Source organism: Mycobacterium sp. 1274761.0, from assembly GCF_001668615.1.
GTDB lineage: Bacteria > Actinomycetota > Actinomycetes > Mycobacteriales > Mycobacteriaceae > Mycobacterium.
This window is the reverse complement of the sequence record NZ_LZMC01000009.1, coordinates 1-16371: the sequence shown is the minus strand read 5'-3', so window position 1 is coordinate 16371 and position 16371 is coordinate 1. Positions and strand designations below refer to the sequence as shown.

20 protein-coding genes and 1 pseudogene are annotated in these 16371 nt (G+C 64.8%); 8 read left to right on the top strand and 13 right to left on the bottom strand.

Annotated elements, in window-relative coordinates; genetic code table 11:
* Nucleotide 1: 1 nt before the first annotated feature.
* Genes A5651_RS01100 through A5651_RS01090 form a run of 3 tightly spaced genes read right to left on the bottom strand, consistent with a single transcriptional unit; the run spans nt 2 to nt 3404 of the window.
* Nucleotides 2-973 (bottom strand): formylglycine-generating enzyme family protein, encoded by a 972-nt coding sequence (locus A5651_RS01100; RefSeq protein ID WP_082943517.1) that lies wholly within the window; start codon nt 971-973, stop codon nt 2-4.
* A complete protein-coding gene (locus A5651_RS01095; protein WP_066974704.1) occupies nt 966-1862 on the bottom strand; it encodes an HAD family phosphatase in 897 nt (298 codons plus the stop codon). The genes A5651_RS01100 and A5651_RS01095 overlap by 8 nt, the downstream gene beginning before the upstream one ends.
* Entirely contained in the window at nt 1863-3404 is a 1542-nt protein-coding gene (locus A5651_RS01090; RefSeq protein WP_066974851.1) for an arylsulfatase, read from the bottom strand.
* A gap of 165 nt (nt 3405-3569) precedes the next feature.
* On the opposite strand from A5651_RS01090, the gene A5651_RS01085 reads away from it, so the two are divergent.
* Nucleotides 3570-3848: a dsRBD fold-containing protein gene (locus A5651_RS01085; RefSeq protein WP_066974702.1), complete on the top strand. Its 279-nt coding sequence runs from the start codon at nt 3570-3572 to the stop codon at nt 3846-3848.
* An 11-nt stretch (nt 3849-3859) separates the two neighbouring features.
* Here the strand turns inward: A5651_RS01085 and A5651_RS01080 are convergent, their stop codons facing one another.
* From A5651_RS01080 to A5651_RS01065, 4 genes are all read right to left on the bottom strand, one after another.
* Complete coding sequence (locus A5651_RS01080) at nt 3860-4969, bottom strand: NAD-dependent epimerase/dehydratase family protein (protein WP_066974700.1); 1110 nt, start codon at nt 4967-4969, stop codon at nt 3860-3862.
* 63 nt (nt 4970-5032) lie between these two features.
* Nucleotides 5033-5245, bottom strand: a complete 213-nt coding sequence (locus tag A5651_RS01075) for an exodeoxyribonuclease VII small subunit (protein ID WP_066974697.1) — start codon at nt 5243-5245, stop codon at nt 5033-5035.
* Nucleotides 5242-6474 carry an exodeoxyribonuclease VII large subunit gene (gene xseA / locus A5651_RS01070; RefSeq protein WP_066974695.1) on the bottom strand — a complete coding sequence of 411 codons (1233 nt, stop codon included), beginning with the start codon at nt 6472-6474 and terminating at the stop codon, nt 5242-5244. Before xseA ends, A5651_RS01075 begins: the two co-directional genes overlap by 4 nt.
* 19 nt (nt 6475-6493) lie before the next feature.
* Nucleotides 6494-7057, bottom strand: coding sequence for a lipid droplet-associated protein (locus A5651_RS01065; RefSeq protein ID WP_066974693.1), 564 nt, complete (start codon nt 7055-7057; stop codon nt 6494-6496).
* A 66-nt stretch (nt 7058-7123) separates the two neighbouring features.
* Here A5651_RS01065 and A5651_RS01060 point away from each other — a divergent pair, with 66 nt between their 5' ends.
* Entirely contained in the window at nt 7124-8125 is a 1002-nt protein-coding gene (locus A5651_RS01060) for a 4-hydroxy-3-methylbut-2-enyl diphosphate reductase (RefSeq protein ID WP_066974691.1), read from the top strand.
* Here A5651_RS01060 and A5651_RS01055 read toward each other — a convergent pair.
* Nucleotides 8122-9192 (bottom strand): DUF6542 domain-containing protein, encoded by a 1071-nt coding sequence (locus A5651_RS01055; protein ID WP_369803896.1) that lies wholly within the window; start codon nt 9190-9192, stop codon nt 8122-8124. The two genes, A5651_RS01060 and A5651_RS01055, sit on opposite strands and share 4 nt — an antisense overlap.
* Nucleotides 9193-9323: 131 nt before the next feature.
* Here A5651_RS01055 and ychF point away from each other — a divergent pair, with 131 nt between their 5' ends.
* The 3 genes from ychF (at nt 9324) to A5651_RS01040 (ending at nt 11447) form a co-directional block, all read left to right on the top strand.
* Nucleotides 9324-10403, top strand: coding sequence for a redox-regulated ATPase YchF (gene ychF, locus A5651_RS01050; RefSeq protein WP_066974687.1), 1080 nt, complete (start codon nt 9324-9326; stop codon nt 10401-10403).
* A 162-nt stretch (nt 10404-10565) separates the two neighbouring features.
* Nucleotides 10566-10964, top strand: a complete 399-nt coding sequence (locus A5651_RS01045) for a VOC family protein (protein WP_066974686.1) — start codon at nt 10566-10568, stop codon at nt 10962-10964.
* Between the two features lie 144 nt (nt 10965-11108).
* The gene (locus tag A5651_RS01040; protein WP_255361774.1) at nt 11109-11447 is read left to right on the top strand and encodes a DUF1801 domain-containing protein; all 339 of its coding nucleotides are present in this window, start codon (nt 11109-11111) and stop codon (nt 11445-11447) included.
* A gap of 44 nt (nt 11448-11491) precedes the next feature.
* On the opposite strand, the gene A5651_RS01035 is transcribed toward A5651_RS01040, so the two are convergent.
* Nucleotides 11492-11797: a hypothetical protein gene (locus tag A5651_RS01035; protein ID WP_066974683.1), complete on the bottom strand. Its 306-nt coding sequence runs from the start codon at nt 11795-11797 to the stop codon at nt 11492-11494.
* Between the two features lie 91 nt (nt 11798-11888).
* Here A5651_RS01035 and A5651_RS01030 point away from each other — a divergent pair, with 91 nt between their 5' ends.
* Nucleotides 11889-12470 carry a VOC family protein gene (locus A5651_RS01030; protein ID WP_066974682.1) on the top strand — a complete coding sequence of 194 codons (582 nt, stop codon included), beginning with the start codon at nt 11889-11891 and terminating at the stop codon, nt 12468-12470.
* Here A5651_RS01030 and A5651_RS01025 read toward each other — a convergent pair.
* On the bottom strand, nt 12445-12792 hold the full coding sequence (locus tag A5651_RS01025) for an HNH endonuclease (protein ID WP_066974680.1): 348 nt from the start codon (nt 12790-12792) through the stop codon (nt 12445-12447). The two genes, A5651_RS01030 and A5651_RS01025, sit on opposite strands and share 26 nt — an antisense overlap.
* Before the next feature lie 502 nt (nt 12793-13294).
* Between A5651_RS01025 and A5651_RS01020 the strand changes: the two genes are divergently transcribed.
* Entirely contained in the window at nt 13295-14077 is a 783-nt protein-coding gene (locus A5651_RS01020; protein WP_082943514.1) for a DUF2993 domain-containing protein, read from the top strand.
* Between the two features lie 3 nt (nt 14078-14080).
* Here the strand turns inward: A5651_RS01020 and A5651_RS01015 are convergent, their stop codons facing one another.
* Both A5651_RS01015 and A5651_RS01010 read right to left on the bottom strand, forming a co-directional pair.
* Nucleotides 14081-14581 (bottom strand): nitroreductase/quinone reductase family protein, encoded by a 501-nt coding sequence (locus tag A5651_RS01015; RefSeq protein ID WP_066974677.1) that lies wholly within the window; start codon nt 14579-14581, stop codon nt 14081-14083.
* 59 nt (nt 14582-14640) lie between these two features.
* The gene (locus A5651_RS01010; protein WP_066974675.1) at nt 14641-15336 is read right to left on the bottom strand and encodes a guanylate cyclase; all 696 of its coding nucleotides are present in this window, start codon (nt 15334-15336) and stop codon (nt 14641-14643) included.
* 27 nt (nt 15337-15363) lie between these two features.
* On the opposite strand from A5651_RS01010, the gene A5651_RS25160 reads away from it, so the two are divergent.
* Nucleotides 15364-15525: a hypothetical protein gene (locus A5651_RS25160; RefSeq protein ID WP_156662484.1), complete on the top strand. Its 162-nt coding sequence runs from the start codon at nt 15364-15366 to the stop codon at nt 15523-15525.
* 5 nt (nt 15526-15530) lie between these two features.
* Here A5651_RS25160 and A5651_RS01005 read toward each other — a convergent pair.
* Nucleotides 15531-16371 (bottom strand): annotated as a pseudogene (locus tag A5651_RS01005) (hypothetical protein); the annotation flags it as partial.

The window sequence follows — 16371 nt, the reverse complement described above, 5'->3', positions numbered from 1 at the left end:
GTCACATCTTCACAGGTGCGCTCCGTGTCATGCACCGAAATCCGATATGACTCATGCCCGTATCGACCATCTGCGGCCGTCGGGCCGCGGGCCGGTACCGCAGACAGTAGATGTCCGCGCAGAGAAACGACCCGCCCTTGATGACTCTGCGTGGCACCTTGAACTGCGGCTGCCGCGGGTCGTAGCTGCCCGCCTCGCAGCACGCGTCGCCGTCGCGGGTGTCGGCGTACCAGTCGGTGGTCCATTCCCAGACGTTGCCCGCCATGTCGAACAGCCCGTAGTCGTTCGGGGGGAATTGGCCGACAGGGCAGGTGCGGCCGTAGCCGGGTTGAGGGCGCCACGGGAATTCGCCGTGCCAATAGTTGGCCAGCTTCTGGCCGTCCTGCTCGGGTTCGTTGCCCCAGGTGTAGGTCGCCGACTCCAGGCCGCCGCGCGCCGCGACCTCCCACTCCGCCTCTGTCGGAAGCATCAGGCCTGCCCACTGCGCGTACGTTTCGGCGTCCTCGTAGGCGACGTGTACGACGGGATGGTCGGCACGCTTGTCGATCGACGACAGTGGTCCCGCGGGATGGCGCCAGCAAGCGCCCGGCGTCCATGCCCACCATTGGCTCAGATGCCGCAGGTCGACGGGTCCCTGCGTACGGGTGAACACCACCGACCCCGGCTGCAAATTAGGCGGTGGTGCATCGGGATAGTCGGCAGGGTTCAGGGGTCGCTCGGCGACCGTGACATAGCCTGTGGCGTCGACGAATTCGGCGAACTCTGCATTGGTGACCGTCTGAGGTTGGATCCAGAACTCGTCGACGCTGACAGTTTGGGCGGGTCCTTCCTCTGCATAGTGGTCATCCGACCCGAGCACCGCCGTCTGCGCGGGAATGCGGACCAAACCCGCGCCGAGGTCGATATTTTGCCGGCAGTTACTCGCACTTTCCCGCCCAAGTGTCGGTTCGGGCGAAGAAGGGGGGTCAGTCATCGAAGATGCTTGCCCAGTCGTTTTTCATGCTGGCGATAGTCCAGCCCCGCGACCTTGCCTCGCTGAGAGACTGTTCCGCGCCTGCGACGTAGTCGAATTCGCGGTCGGCGTCGTCGTGCAGCACCAGCATGCACATCGACGGGCCAGAACCAGCGGCGGTGTATTCGAGCATCTGGATATCGCCATTGGAGTTACCTACGGCAAATATCGGGCGTCGCCCTGTGCGCCCCCAGATCCGGACCGGCTTGACCGGCCCATCGTCGAGGAACTCGGGCTTGGCGGTGGTGCGCAGCTGACCGTCGACGAAATCCAGCCCTACCGAACTGCCGATCACCCGTTCCGGCGCAATGCCGTACATCTGCATGGTGACCGGCCGCATGAAGTCCCGGCCACCGCCGGAGGCGATATAGGTGGTGAAGCCCTCGCCCTCTAGATAGCGCAGCAGCTCCACCATGGGGCGGTAGCCGCAGGACGTGTAGGGCCGGCCCAGCGTCGGATGCCTCGCGTCAGCGAAGAATGCGGTCACCCGTCGCGCGTGGTCTTCCACGGTCAAGCCGGAATATGCCGAAAGTATGCCTGCGGCAAGCACTTCGACCGCCGAGTCGTCCCCGTTGTAATGCTTGGTGACGGCGTCGCCGAACCAGCCCAGGTCGCCCTGCGCAGCAGCCTGGTAGGGCTGCTTGTCCCTCAGCGACGGCTTCTCGGCGGCCTGCTCGGCCAGCCTGCGAACCAGGAAGTCCAGCTGGATGTAGGCCGGCTTTTCGCACCAGAGCGTGCCGTCGTTGTCAAACACGGCAACGCGCTGCTCGGGCGGAACGTCTTTGCAACCGCGTTCGACGAAGTCGACGATGGCCGACTTCGTCGGCCCGTCGTTCCAGCTCTGAAGCATCTAGTCGGCAGCCAGGAACTCTTCGAGCTTCTTGACTATCTGGTCGATGCTGAAGCTCGCCGGTTCGTGCCGCGGCGGGAACTCCTTGAACGTGTCGAGGAACTTGGCCGCCATCGCCGTCGCGTAGAACGCGAAGAAGTCACGTCGGAGGAACCACTCGTAGTACGTGTTCGATGTGATATCGGCGTACTCGAACGGGTCGGTGCGAAGGTTGAACAGCTTCGGCACCCGCAGCGGCGTGAACGGTTCGGCCCAGGTGCGCAGTGTCCCCTGGCACCGCTGCTCGGCGAACACGATCTTCCAATTCTCAAAACGCATCGCGACCAGTTGGGCGTCGTCGTTGAAGTAGAAGAACCCGCGCCGCGGGCTGTGCTCTACCTCGCCCAACAGGTACGGCAGCAGGTTGAAGCCATCGATGTGCACCTTGTAATCGATGTCGCCGATCCGATAACCCTTTTTCAGCTTGTCCATGACGTCGGGATCGCCCGCCGCTGCGAGCAGCGTCGGCAACCAATCGTGGTGCTGAATGATGTCGTTGGACACCACGCCCGCCTTGATCTTTCCCGGCCAGCGGATCATTTCCGGAACGCGGTATGCGCCCTCCCAGTTTGTGTTCTTCTCGCTGCGGAACGGCGTGGTACCGGCATCCGGCCATGAGTTGCGGTGCGGACCGTTGTCGGTGGAGTAGATGACGATCGTGTCGTCGGCGATGCCGAGCTCGTCAAGCACGTCGAGCACCGTGCCGACGTTCTTGTCGTGGTCGATCATCGCGTCGTGATACTCCGACTGCCACAGCCCCGCCTGGCCGCGACTCTCGGGCTTGACGTGTGTGTAGAGGTGCATGTGGGTGAAGTTGCACCACACGAAGAAGGGGTTGCCCTCGGCATGCTGGCGCTTGATGTAGGCGACAGTGGCCTCGGCGATATCGTCGTCGATGGTTTCCATCCGCTTGGCGGTGAGCGGACCGGTATCCTCGATGGTCTGCTTGCCGACCGGTCCGAACTTCGGGTCGTCCGGCTCCGTCGACACCTCGTCGGTGGCCTTGCACTTCAGCACACCCCGCGGCAATGCCTGCTCATAAAGCCGCGGGAACTGGTCCTTGTGCGGGTAGTCGAACTGCTCGGGCTCCTCCTCGGCATTGAGGTGATACAGATTGCCAAAGAACTCGTCGAACCCGTGCACTGTGGGCAGGTACTTGTTCAAGTCGCCGAAATGGTTCTTGCCGAATTGTCCGGTGGCGTAGCCCAGCGGTTTGAGCAGTTCGGCGATCGTCGGGTCCTCAGCAGCCCAGCCGATATCAACGCCTGGCACGCCGACCTTGCTCATTCCGGTGCGGTACACGCTTTGCCCACTAATGAATGCCGCCCGGCCTGCGGTGCAGCTTTGCTCACCGTAAGAATCGGTAAATCGCATGCCCTCGTTGGCGATTCGGTCGATGTTGGGTGTGCGGTATCCCATCAACCCGTCGCTGTAACAGCTGAGGTTGCTGATGCCGATGTCATCGCCCCAGATCACCAAGATATTGGGTTTACCGTCGGGCATGGTGGGCCCCTTCGCCTCGATCTGTGCGTTCAATTGTGGGCTCGAGCCTATGAGGCAGGGACGGCGATGGAGCGGCTTCGGATGGCTGTCACGGAAAATTTTTTCGGAACGGGGGGTCCGGGGCGCTGTGACGGCGCACTCTGTAACGCAGAGAGGTGGCCGTACATGTATGACAAGGTTCTGGATAACGACTGGCACATCGACATCCAATTCGACGAGGACGAAACACACACCCATGCGACACTCCGCGCACGGCTGGGCGACGACGAAACCATGACGGCCATCGGCGACGCATTCCGTAATCCGAGGGACATCAGCCAGCCGATGATCGGCGAGGAGATCGCCGCGGCCCGCGCGCTCATCGCACTGGGCACTGACCTACTGCACCGCGCCGGCGCGCGCATCGAGGCGGTTACCCGCCACCCGGTCCACCTGGTGAGTTGACGCCGAGGCGATCAACCCTCGGGCGGCGCGGCCGTGACGCCGACCGCCGGTTGCGCATCTCCGTTCTTCATCTGGTTGAACAGGTCGACGTAATAGGGCAGGCAGTCGGCCATCGCCTGCTCGGTAGTGAACAGCGGCCGGTATCCCAGGTCGCGCTCAGCCTTGGCGATCGAGAAGTAGTTGTCGAGGTAAAGCCGTTCCACGCCAAGCGGTTCGATCATCGGCTGGGGCAGGCCGAACTTGAAGTGCAGCCACTGCCACACGGTCATCACAAACCACACCAACCGGCCAGGCACCCGCACCTTCGGGTACTTCTGCCCACACGCCTCGACGACCGGCCTGGAGAACTCGAACATGTTGATCGGTTCACCGTCGTTGATGAAGTACGCCTGGCCGGGCGCGGTGCCACCGGGCACGAGATGCTGGGCGGCCAGGATGAACCCGTGAATCAGGTTGTGCACATAGGAGTTGTCGAGCTTGACGTTCTTGCTGCCGACCAGCACCTTGACGTGGCCTGCCAGCACGCTTTCGAACACCCTGCGGAACATGGTCTGGTCGCCGCGGCCCCAGATGCCGCTGGGCCGGATCGAACACGTCAGCATGCCGCGAACACCGTTCTGCGACAAGACGAATCGTTCGGCGACCACCTTGGTCTCGGTGTAGAGGTCGTTGAACCGCTCGGTGTAGGGCAGCGTCTCGTCGCCGCCGGCGATGCGCTTACCGCCCATCACCACGCTGTTGGACGCGGTATAGACGAAGCGTTTCACGCCGGCGTCCTGTGCCGCCCGCACGAGGTTCTCGGTGCCGGTGACGTTGATCGCGAAGCTGCGCTCGCGACTCTCCTTGCTGACTGCGCCGCCACCGGTCAGATCGATGATCGCCGCGGTGTGGATCACGGTGTCGATGCCGTCGACGGCGGCGGCGACGGTGTCCGTGTCGCAGATGTCGCCGTCGATGACCTGAAGTTTTGGATGCGCGGGCACTGGGGACGGCGCCCGGTCGAAGGACCGGACTTCGTGGCCCTTCTCGAGGAGTGTCGCGACCAAGTTGGCGCCGACGAAGCCGGAGCCGCCGGTCACCAGTACACGGCCGAGTTCAGTCTGCAACGTTGCATCACCCATGCCGGGAAGCCTAACTGAAACATGTTCCAGTTTCGAGGGTCGTGCGTAAATCTATTTGAATGATCAAGTTTCTTCGGCGTCGCCGGCGGTGAGGGCGTCCTCGATTCGCTTGCGGGCGCCGGCTAAGTGTTCATCGCAGCGTTTAGCCAGCTCTTCGCCCCTTTCCCAGAGCTTCAGCGAGGCATCGAGATCGAGGCCGCCGTGCTCCAGCTGGCGAACCACTTCGATCAGTTCATCGCGGGCTTCTTCATAGCCCAATTCACTAATAGGCTTCATCGGCTTCCCTCACTGACCGCCGTTATCGCCCCGTCGGAGACCCGCACCCGCAACCGGGCGCCCGCGGGCGCGTCGGCGACGGTATGGAGCACGCCGGCTTCGCCGGTGGATGAAATTGTTTGCACCACCGCATAGCCGCGAGCCAGCGTGGCGGCCGGCCCGAGTGTCGTCAACCGCGCCGACAGATGGCCCACCCGCTCCGACTCCGCGGCGACCAGTCGGGTGATGTCCCGCCGGGCCGCGGTCCTGCACCTGTCGACAGCCTCGGCCCGCGAATCCAGCGCAGCCAGCGGAGACGCGAGCACCGGCCTGCTGCGCAGCTGGCTGACGACGTGCTCTTCGCGGCGCACCCAGTTGCGCAGTGCCTGCGCGCTGCGGCGACGGAGGTCCAGTATTCGCGCCAGCTCGGCGGCGGTATCCGGGACGACGCGTTTGGCCGCGTCGGTCGGGGTCGCGGCGCGCAGATCGGCGACCAGGTCGCAGAGGGGATTGTCGGGTTCGTGCCCGATCGCGCTCACCACCGGCGTCGTGCACGCCGAGATCTCCCGGCACAGCGTCTCATCGGAGAACGGCAGCAGATCCTCCACGCTGCCGCCGCCGCGGGCGATGACGATCACGTCGACGGACGGATCGCCGTCGAGCTCGCGCAGCGCCTCCACGACCTGCGGCACGGTGTTGGTGCCCTGCACGGCGGTGTTGCGGACGGCGAATCTGACGGCGGGCCAACGATCCTTCGCGACCGATATGACGTCTCGCTCGGCGTGACTGGCCCGCCCTGTGATCAGCCCGATCGTGTTGGGCAAGAACGGAATCGGGCGTTTGAGCCTCGGATCGAACAGGCCTTCGGCGGCCAGCAGTTTGCGCAGCCGTTCGATACGGGCCAGCAGCTCGCCGATGCCCACGGCGCGGATCTCGCTGACCCGAAGGCTGAACGAGCCGTTGCGGGTATAGAACTGCGGCTTGCCCAGCATGATCACCTGGGTGCCTTCCGACAGCGGCACCGGTGCGTTGGCGACGAGCTGGCTGGGGCAGCTGACCGACAGCGACATGTCCGCGGCCGGGTCACGCAAGACCATCCACGCCGTCGACTGGCGCAGCTTCAACTCCGTCAGCTGGCCTTCGATCCACACCATGCCCAGCCGGTCGATGTATTTCGCGACCCGAGTGGCGACCGCCCGGACAGGCCACGGGTTCTCGGGCGACTTGCCTTGCTCAGGGTCGGGTGTCATCTGCCGAGCTCCGCTCGGGTCACTTGGCGGACGCGCGGGTGATCCTGTTGGCCAGCAGAGTCTGGAACGGTGCCCGCGACTTCGTCGCTTCCTCGTAGGACAGCAGCTCTTCCAGGTCGTCGACCCGCAGTGACGTCAGCCGCGCCCGCAACTGCGCCAGCGTCAGCGTCTCGTAATCCAGCCGCTTGACGACCTCGGGCACGTCGGCGACCGCGACCGGCGAGGAATTGCGCTTCTCATTCTCGACGGTCACGGGCTCGCCGCCGCTGAACAGCGCGAACCTGCCCTCAGTTCGGCGTTCGCCGTCGGTAGGCGACGACTCGGGTGCCTCGTCGTCGACATCCTCGTCGAACGTCGCCCATTCCGGCTGCTCATCCTTCGGCGGGAACAAGCTCTCCAGCGTCTCGTCGCCCCTGTTCACCAGGTCGGCCACGTCCTGCTGCATCTTCATCACGAGGTGCGCGATCTGGCTCGCGACCGTCATCGGATACATGAGGATGGTCTGCGGAAGCTTTCGGGTTTCCTCGATGGCGGTGACCGCCGCTCCTACCAGCAGACGGACCCCATACGGTGCAGTAGCCATGGGCCCCAGCCTACGGCTGGCCCCGCGGCTGGTCTGATTAGGCTGCGGATCAGTACCCTGGGAGCCATGCCACCGACTATCAATATGGGGATTCCGGGTGCCTCGAGCTCGGCGTCCAGTGGAGTGGCAGGAAAACGTGTTCTGCTGGCCGAACCCCGCGGCTACTGCGCGGGTGTCGACCGCGCAGTGGAGACCGTCGAGCGAGCTCTGGAAAAGCACGGCGCACCGGTGTATGTCCGTCACGAGATCGTCCACAACCGGCACGTCGTCGAGACACTGGCCAAGGCGGGCGCGGTGTTCGTCGACGAAACGGACGAGGTGCCCGAGAGCGCGATCGTGGTGTTCTCCGCCCACGGCGTCGCGCCGACCGTGCACGCATCGGCAGCCGAACGGAGGCTGCAGGTCATCGATGCGACGTGTCCGCTGGTCACCAAGGTGCACAACGAGGCGAAGCGCTTCGCACGCGACGACTACGACATCCTGCTGATCGGCCACGAGGGCCACGAAGAGGTCGTCGGCACCGCGGGCGAAGCGCCCGACCATGTGCAGCTCGTCGACGGCCCCGAGGCCGTCGATCATGTGACCGTCCGCGACGAGAACAAGGTGATCTGGCTGTCGCAGACCACGCTCAGCGTCGACGAGACCATGGAAACCGTGCGGCGGCTGCGCGAGCGGTTCCCGACCCTGCAGGACCCGCCCAGCGACGACATCTGCTACGCCACCCAGAACCGCCAGGTGGCCGTCAAGGCGATGGCACCCGAATGCCAGCTGGTGATCGTCGTCGGCTCCCGGAACTCGTCGAACTCGGTGCGGCTGGTCGAGGTCGCGTTGAACGCGGGCTCCGACGCCGCCCATCTCGTCGACTACGCCGACGACATCGACCCGGCCTGGCTCGACGGCGTCACCACCGTCGGCGTCACTTCAGGGGCGTCGGTTCCAGAAATTCTGGTTCGCGGCGTCCTAGAGCGGCTGGCCGAGCATGGCTTTGACGTGGTGCAGCCCGTCACGACCGCCAACGAGACGCTGGTCTTCGCGTTGCCGCGCGAGATCCGTCCTGCCCGCGCCTAAACGTCGTATTCCCAGGCCTCGGCCCGGTGTTTGGGTGTGCGTGGCCGCGCCCGGTACTGCGTACGCTGATCGCCCTCGTCACCGCCGCGGTAGCGCACCCGCGATACCGGGTGATGGGTGCCGTTGAGCGCGCCGTTGCCGTTGCTGCCGTTGGTGCCGTGCGGCTCGAACGGCTCGAAGCCGTCGAACCCCTCGAACCGGCTGGGTCGTTTGTAGGCCGTCCTGCGCTCGCTCGGCGGTGGCTGCTTGCGAGGTTCGCGCGACGACGACGTCCGTGACGATGACGACCGCGTCGACGACGACCTGGTGCGACGGCGCGGCTCCGCAGGCGGCACCGACGGGTCGGTCGCGCGGCGCGCGGGCCGGGGCCGACGTGGGCGCTCGGTCACCGGCTCGATGATCTCGGTTTCCGGCGGCCTGGTGTGGCGTGACCGCGACGGCTGTGTGCGCTTGGTGGGACGACCGCTGCGGCTCCGCGCCGTCGCCGTCGAGGTCCTGGGGGTCCGGGCGGTCTTGGGCGCCTTGGCCGCTCTGTCGATGGAATGCTGCTTGCGCCGCCGGAGCGGCTTGTCGTCGTCCTCGTCGGCGGTATCGCGGGACAGCAGACCGAAGATCTTGGCCGCGACCGTCGCGAGCCGATTCGACGGCGCGGCCTCGGCGGCTTGCGCGGACGCGGTGCGGCGGCCCATCCCCTGGTACCAGCGGAGAAGCCCGATCAACAGCACGATCGCCGAGGTGAAGAACATCAGCGGGAACCGCTCGATCAACGGATAGCCGCAGTTGATCAGCAGATCCTTGAGGCCGTCCATCTCACCGCCGTGAAACAGGAAGTAGGCGCCGGGCACGCAGACGAACAGGATCAGCGGCGGCTGAATCACGGCAGTGAACAAGCCCGACTGGCGCACCGCCAGCACGGCGGCCACGCAGCCGATGGCATAGGCCGCAGCAAACGCGTGGGTCAACTGCCTGCCGCCCGCGCCGGCGTCGAACGCAAAGCCGAGGGCGGTGAACGTGACGGCGATGAGCACCGCGCCCCACGACGGGACACCGGTAATCGTGGGGATCATGGAGCGATGCTCGGCCGCAATCACAGACCTCGCGCGCTGTCCTGACACATGACGACCGTACCGGGTTCGGCCCGATGTGGCTGCGAGCGCACGCTGGCGCGCCCGTGGTTGTCTCCTAGACTTGTGTCCCTGTGAGCTTGAACCTGGGAATCGTTGGTCTGCCGAATGTGGGTAAGTCAACGCTCTTCAACGCGCTGACGCGCAACAACGTGCTGGCTGCCAATTACCCTTTCGCGACGATCGAGCCCAACGAAGGTGTGGTGCCGCTGCCGGACCCGCGGCTGAACGAGCTCGCGAAAATGTTCGGATCGGAAAAAATTGTGCATGCGCCGGTGACGTTCGTCGACATCGCCGGGATTGTCAAGGGAGCCTCAGAGGGCGCAGGCCTGGGCAACAAGTTCCTGGCGAACATCCGTGAGAGCGACGCCATCTGTCAGGTGGTGCGGGTCTTCACCGATGATGACGTGGCTCACGTCGACGGGCGGATCGACCCGAAATCCGACATCGAGGTCATCGAGACCGAGCTGATTCTGGCCGACCTGCAAACTTTGGAGCGGGCGGTGCCGCGGCTGGAGAAAGAGGCCCGCACCCACAAGGAGCGACGGCCGGCCTATGACGCAGCGGTGGCGGCGCAGGAGATCCTCAACGGCGGCAAAACGCTGTTCGCCGCAGGGCAGTCGGTCGATCTCGCCTTGCTGCGCGAGCTGAACCTGTTGACGACCAAACCGTTCCTCTATGTCTTCAACGCCGATGAGGCCGTCCTCACAGATGACGCGCGGATCGCGTCGTTGAAGGGAATGGTCGCCCCGGCGGATGCAGTGTTCCTCGACGCGAAAATCGAGGCGGAACTGCAGGAGCTCGACGACGAGTCGGCCGCCGAATTGCTGGAATCAATTGGACAGACCGAGCGCGGGCTCGACGCGTTGGCCCGCGCCGGCTTCCACACGCTACGGCTGCAGACGTTCCTCACGGCTGGGCCCAAGGAGTCGCGGGCCTGGACGATTCATCAGGGGGACACGGCGCCGAAGGCCGCCGGGGTGATTCACACCGATTTCGAGAAGGGCTTCATCAAGGCCGAGATTGTCTCCTACGACGATTTGATCGAGGCCGGATCAATGGCCGCGGCCAAGGCCGCGGGCAAGGTGCGTATGGAAGGCAAGGACTACGTCATGGCCGACGGCGACGTAGTCGAGTTCCGCTTCAACGTCTAGCCGGATACCGGTCTAACGATCAGGGCCAGCGTGAGCCCGCCACAATGTCACGCTGACAGCTTCGCGATGCATATATATCCATGGTGAAGCTCTCAGCCGTACATTGTGTCGCCGCCAAATTCGGTCGACGTCCAATCAGGGCGGGCATGCAAGACTTCGCGTGTGGTCGCTGTCGTCCAGATCAATCTCATCGTCGTGGACCTTGAACGTAGCCGTGCATTTTATGAGCTTCTGGGGTTCGCGTTCCGCGCGCGCAGTCGGTACGGCGAAGAGCCGGCCGAGGCATGGGTCTCGACAAACGCCAACATCACGATCGTGCTGCACTCGACGGGGTTCGCCTCGTGGTGGGACGAGACCGCCCCTCAGCCATCAGCCGGCGGCCCGCAAGTGGATCTCGAGCTGCCGTCCGTGAACCATCTCGACGCGATGGTAGAGGCGCTCGCGACGGCCGGGGTGACGATCGTCAAGCAGCCGACAGACATGCCCTGGGGACAGCGCTTCGCGATTGTGCTCGATCCGGATGGCCACCGCATCGGGCTGAAGGCGACGGGTCAGGTTTGAGTGCTGCTGGGCTGCCGCTCGTGAGTTCTGCGGTCACGGCGGTGTCCTCTCGCACGGTTGCGCCGCCACCACAGACTCAATGACTCGGGTGCTGTCGTCCAGCGGCGCGCGCCAAGTTCGGGATCTCACGGTTACATTGACGCTGTGAGTGATTGGCGCGTTGAGCGGATCGACGAGATCCGGTCGATGATCAAGGATGCCGAGCCCGACGTCGTTGAGCAGACCAAGTGGCGCACACGGACGAACCCTGACGGTGTGCAGGCCTTCTACTTGGACGGTCTCATCTGCACGCTGGAAAAATACAAGGGCAAGGTCAAGGTGAATTTCGCCAAGGGCTCGTCGTTGACGGACCCGGACAAGCTGTTCAACGCGAGCCTCAAGGCCCCCGTCGGGCGTGCCATCGATCTGCGGGAGGACGACGAGTTGGATTCGGCGGCTTTCAAGGCGTTGATCCAGGAAGCGGTGAGGGTTAACCGCAAGTAGTCCAGCTTTGGGCAACGGCAGCAGAGATGGTGCTAGTCGCTCGTCTAGCGCGGTTCGAGGAATGAGATCGCGCAAATGATTGCCAGAAGGCCGAAGATGGCAAGCGCCGACAACAGATCGCCGAACTGGAACGGGTAGAGCTCCCCGTCGATCGACAGCACAAGCACCGTTTCGATGACACCGAACACCACGAAGAACACGGCGAACAGGACGCGGGAAATCTTGCGATGCAATGCAGTACGGCGCATCTCCACGATCAGCGTCAACAAAAGCAGCGGGAGGATCTGCGACAGCGCGGCCGCCGTCGGGCCGTCCATCACCACGACCTTGAGGTGGTCTGAGGCACCCATCGCAGAGCCACGCTAGCAGGGCAAGAGGCCTTTACCGCCACCGCCGCGAGTACTACAGTTCGTAGTACGCAGTCTCATCGAGGAGGCGCAGATGCGGTGGCGCGGTGTCAATCACGTCGAGTTCGCGGTGCTGGATTATGACGAGTCGATCGCGTTCTACGACGCGTTGTTCGGCTGGCTTGGCTACAGCAGCTTCTCGTCGATGAACATGGACTACCAGTCCATCTACTACATGACGCGGCATCTCACGCCGCACAGCTACATCGGCATTCAACCCGCGCGCACCGGACGCAAATTGGCGCACGCTGACCAGGCGGTCGGCATCAACCACATCGCGCTGTGGGCCCGCAGCCGCAGCGAGGTCGATCGCTTCCATCGCGAATTCCTCGTCAGCCGTGGCATTTTCGTCACCGACGAACCGAAGGATTACCCGCAATACTGGCCCGGCTATTATGCCGTGTTCTTCGACGACTCGATCAACGGCATCCACTGGGAACTCGCCTGGGTGCCGAGAATACCGAGCCCGCAGCAGGTTTGGTCGTTCTACCGGGCCATCAAAGGCTTCGCCAAGAGCCGGTCCGATCTGGCGAGGACGGTGCCGCGCGTCATGTGGCAGGCGCGGCGAACACTACCGTCGCGGCATGTTGTCAGTCGGCAAACAACAGCTGGCTGATCTCGGCCTGGCGCAACAGGAATCCACGCTCGTCGAGCTTCTTGCGTCGCATCCAGCTCGTCACCTCGGTATTGCACTTGCTGGTGTTGCATGACCGGCAGCACGGGACGACGTTGTCGATCGCGTAGCGGCCGCCCCGCGAGATCGGCAGCACGCAATCCTTCTGCAGCGGTGTGCCTTTGGTTCCGCAGTACGCACAACCGCCCCACGCCGACTTTAGCTCTGCCCATTGAGCCGCGGTGAGCTCCTGGGTTTTGGCAGCCATCCGCCGCCTGCGCCGTCGGGCATATCCCGCCGCGCGCGTGGGTCTGCGGGTCGGCATGCGCTGAGATTATCCGGCCGACCGGCGTTGCTCCGGTCCGTGCAGCGGCGTGTCTACCTGCCTATTCGGGTGGGCGCTAGCGTCGCCTCAGTTCGGGTTGCTCGGATTCGACGTACAGGCTGGGTGGCGCTTCGGCCTCGGACGAACGCTCCCATCACCAGCAGGCTGATCGCCGGGGCCAGCAGGTCTGCCATGACTGCCGACGGTACCGGCACTCAGCCGCCTTGACCCGAATGTCGCGATGTCGGCCGTTCGATGAGGCAGAATCGCGCACGTGACCACGCCGCCGCCGCAAGGCCCAGGCCAGCCCGGTCGGCAGGGCAGGGGCAGTCCCCATCAGGACCCGCCCACCCAGCGGCTCCAGCGGCCGGGCCGACCGCCACAAAGGCCAGCGGGGCCGCCGGAACCGCCGACTGAACAGATCCGATCGCGGTTCCGCGGGACAGATGCACCGGCGACGGAGAAGTTCGCGCCCCCGGCCCCGCCGTCCGGCCGTGGACCCATGCAACCGCCGACACCGGCACCGCAGACCGATGAACCGGCGCCCGACAAGCGCCACGGAAAGGGATTCCTCAACCGGCAGTCGCTGATCCTGATCGCGGTAATGCTCATCGCGTTGGTGGCGGGCAGCCTGGCGGGCGCCGAACTCTACGCGCGCCACCGCGCCGACGACGTCCTGGTCGACGTCGCCGAATGCGTTGTCCGCGACGGTGTCACGATCTCCTACGGGGTCAACCCGCCGTTCCTGTGGCAGCACATGACCGGCCACTACACCAACATCTCGGTGTCTACCGCCGGACACAATGTGCAGGACGCGACGGGGATGACGGCCGACGTGACGGTGTCGGATGTGCGGTTGCGGGATACCGGCGATTCCAAGGGCACCATCGGCGCCCTCACCGCGACGCTGGCGTGGAAGTCTGCGGGCATCAAGGACACCCTTGCGGCCAATCTTCCGGCGGTGGGCAACCTGATCACCGGTGTGCGCACCGACCCTGCGGCGGGCACCATCATCGTCGATGCCGGAGAGAACAGCGTCACCGCCAAACCGGTCGTCACCGACGGCGATCTCAATCTCGAGGTGCTCGACGTCACCGGTCCGTTACCGAAAGACGCCGTGCAGTCGGCGCTCAACGACTTGACGAAGAAGCTGAATGACAACTACCCGTTGGGAATTCACGCCGACAGCGTCGAGGTGACCGACACGGGTGTCGTCGAGAAGTTCTCCAGCCAGAACGCGTCCATTCCCAGAGAGGACGCCAACCCGTGCTTCGCGCGCCTATAGTTCCTATCGCGCGATGAGGCGAAAGATCGGAATGGTGCGCCCAGCGGCTTTCGTCGACTCCAAGTAGTCGCTCCAGCCCTCGTACACCTGCTCTGCGAGCCGGTACAGGCGGTCATGCTCTTCGGGATCGGTGATCTCCTTGGCGATGAAGGGTTCGTCGCCGAACTCGCACTGCGGGTTGGCCTTCAGGTTGTAGTACCACTGCGGGTGCTTGGCTCCGCCGTAGTTCGATGCCGTCAGGATCGGATCGGGACCGTCGTGAAAGTAGGTCAGCTGATGTTCGCGCCGCATGCCCGACTTGGCGCCGGTGGTGACCAGCGGGGCGGTCGACATGCCACCGAAGATCCACGGATATCGGCCGCCGGACTTCCGATACAGCCATGGATCGATACGAGGAAAGACGCGGCGCGCCAGGAACTGTCCGGCTGGCGAACGGCTGAAGCGTTCCAGGGCCCGATACCGAAGGCCGTGCTTCTTGTTCGGATCCACATAATGCAGCGGCATGGCCGGACGATAGCGCCGCAGGGACGTCGCAGGTCGTGATCGGGCAATTCTGCGGCTAATCAGTCGAGAACGACAGCGATCTCGCGGCCCAGTTGGTAACCCTCGGTCAACGGCAACGTGTCGCCGCTCCAGAACTTGCCGGGGTCGAACCAGCTGGAGTGTTTCTCGGTTTCCAGCAGGCCCATCTCCTCGTAAGTGATCGCGACGGTCTCGGCGCAGTAGGCGGTTTCCAAGCCGGCCTTGCGTGATTCGGCCTTTCTACGCCGGGCCGAATCGCGAACCTTCTTGTCCAAGAGGGGGATACCGCGGGTCCAGTCGCTCGCAGTCGGAACGCGGCCGCGAAACCACCGGCCCGTCAATCGGGCGGTGCTGGGAAACGGCGTGCCGTCCATGCGCGCGATGACGCGGAGCACCTGGTCTTCCTGCTGGCGTGTCGCGAAGGGAGTGAGCTCACGCAGCCAGCAGCGCTGCCCGTAGTTGACCATCCAGCGCTCGACGGCCGCGCGGGCATCGTTGAGCTGAACCCCGCGGTGACAGGACCCCGTCCACATGTCGGGCAGCTTGTCACCGAGCTCGGCATGCCATATGAGCGGCGGCAGATCGTCGATCGCCACGGTCATCCCGACATGGTTGACCGGCGCGTTCGTCATCGTCTGGATCGCGCGATCGGGACCTGAAGCGCCGCGGAACAGCCAAATGTCGCCGGTGCGGGTCTCGTCGAGGGCGCGGTCGAGGGTGACCGTGTTCGCATCCACCAGCGCAGCTTAGGCACACTGGCGGGCATGCGAAGCATCTGGAAGTGGGTCGGGCTGGCCGGTGTGGCGGGTGTCGTCGCCGGTGGCGTGCTGGTCGCACGTGATCAGCGGCGCCGCAACTCCTACACTCCCGACGACATCCGCGCCCGCCTGCATCAGCGGCTGGCGGAGTCCGAGCAGATGGGCTGACCGGCTCAGCTGAACGGGTGTGCCGCATGCTGACCGACCCAGCCGATTCCACCGAGTATCGCGACACCGATCCCGCCGACGGTTTCCCAGAAGCCAGGGTTCCCCGATGCGGGCGCGGGCTGGGGCTCCTCACCTTCTTTGGGTAGATGGACCTTCATCGGGTCGCGCCCGTCACCGAATTTGATGTCGATGGTCGTTCCGCCAGACGAACTGTCTTCCCGGATGCCGATCCGTGTGCCGTCGGGCAGCACGCTCGCGGTTCCCTTGTAATCGCTCGGCGGAGCCGGCAGCCCGTTCTGGGCCAGCCAGTCATAAAGGGCCCGGATCTGATCGGACGTCGGCAGCTCACGAACGTGCGACTGTTTACCGGGTGGCAGTGGGTCGACGATCCTGAAGACGTCGTCAGCGTTGTGCGGACCCTTTCCGTCTGTGGGGGTCAACGGAGGACTGCCGCCGAGTCCGAAGTCCAGGCTCTGAATACCGTCAGACGACTTCTTGATCTGGTCTGCAACCCGACGATCCGTCGCGGCCAGTTGTTCTGCGCTGTGCCAGATCTGGCGTGCCATGGATGTGGCCTGCGCGCGCTTGGCCGCCGAAGCGGGCGTCCCGTCGTCGTCGTAGGACACGCTGAGGTCGTCGCCCACGTCGAAACCCGCCGCCCTTGCCGCATTCACGGCGGCCAGTACCTGCTGGCGGGCCGAGGCGAGTGCGCTGGCACCTGCACGCGCATGTGCCGAAGTCGTACGAAGGCGCTGCGCGGCGGCGTTCACCTTCGTTCGATCGGCCAATGCGCGTTCCTGGGCGGCAGTAGCCGCCGCGCCTTCCCAGATGCTCCCGCCCGGCGTG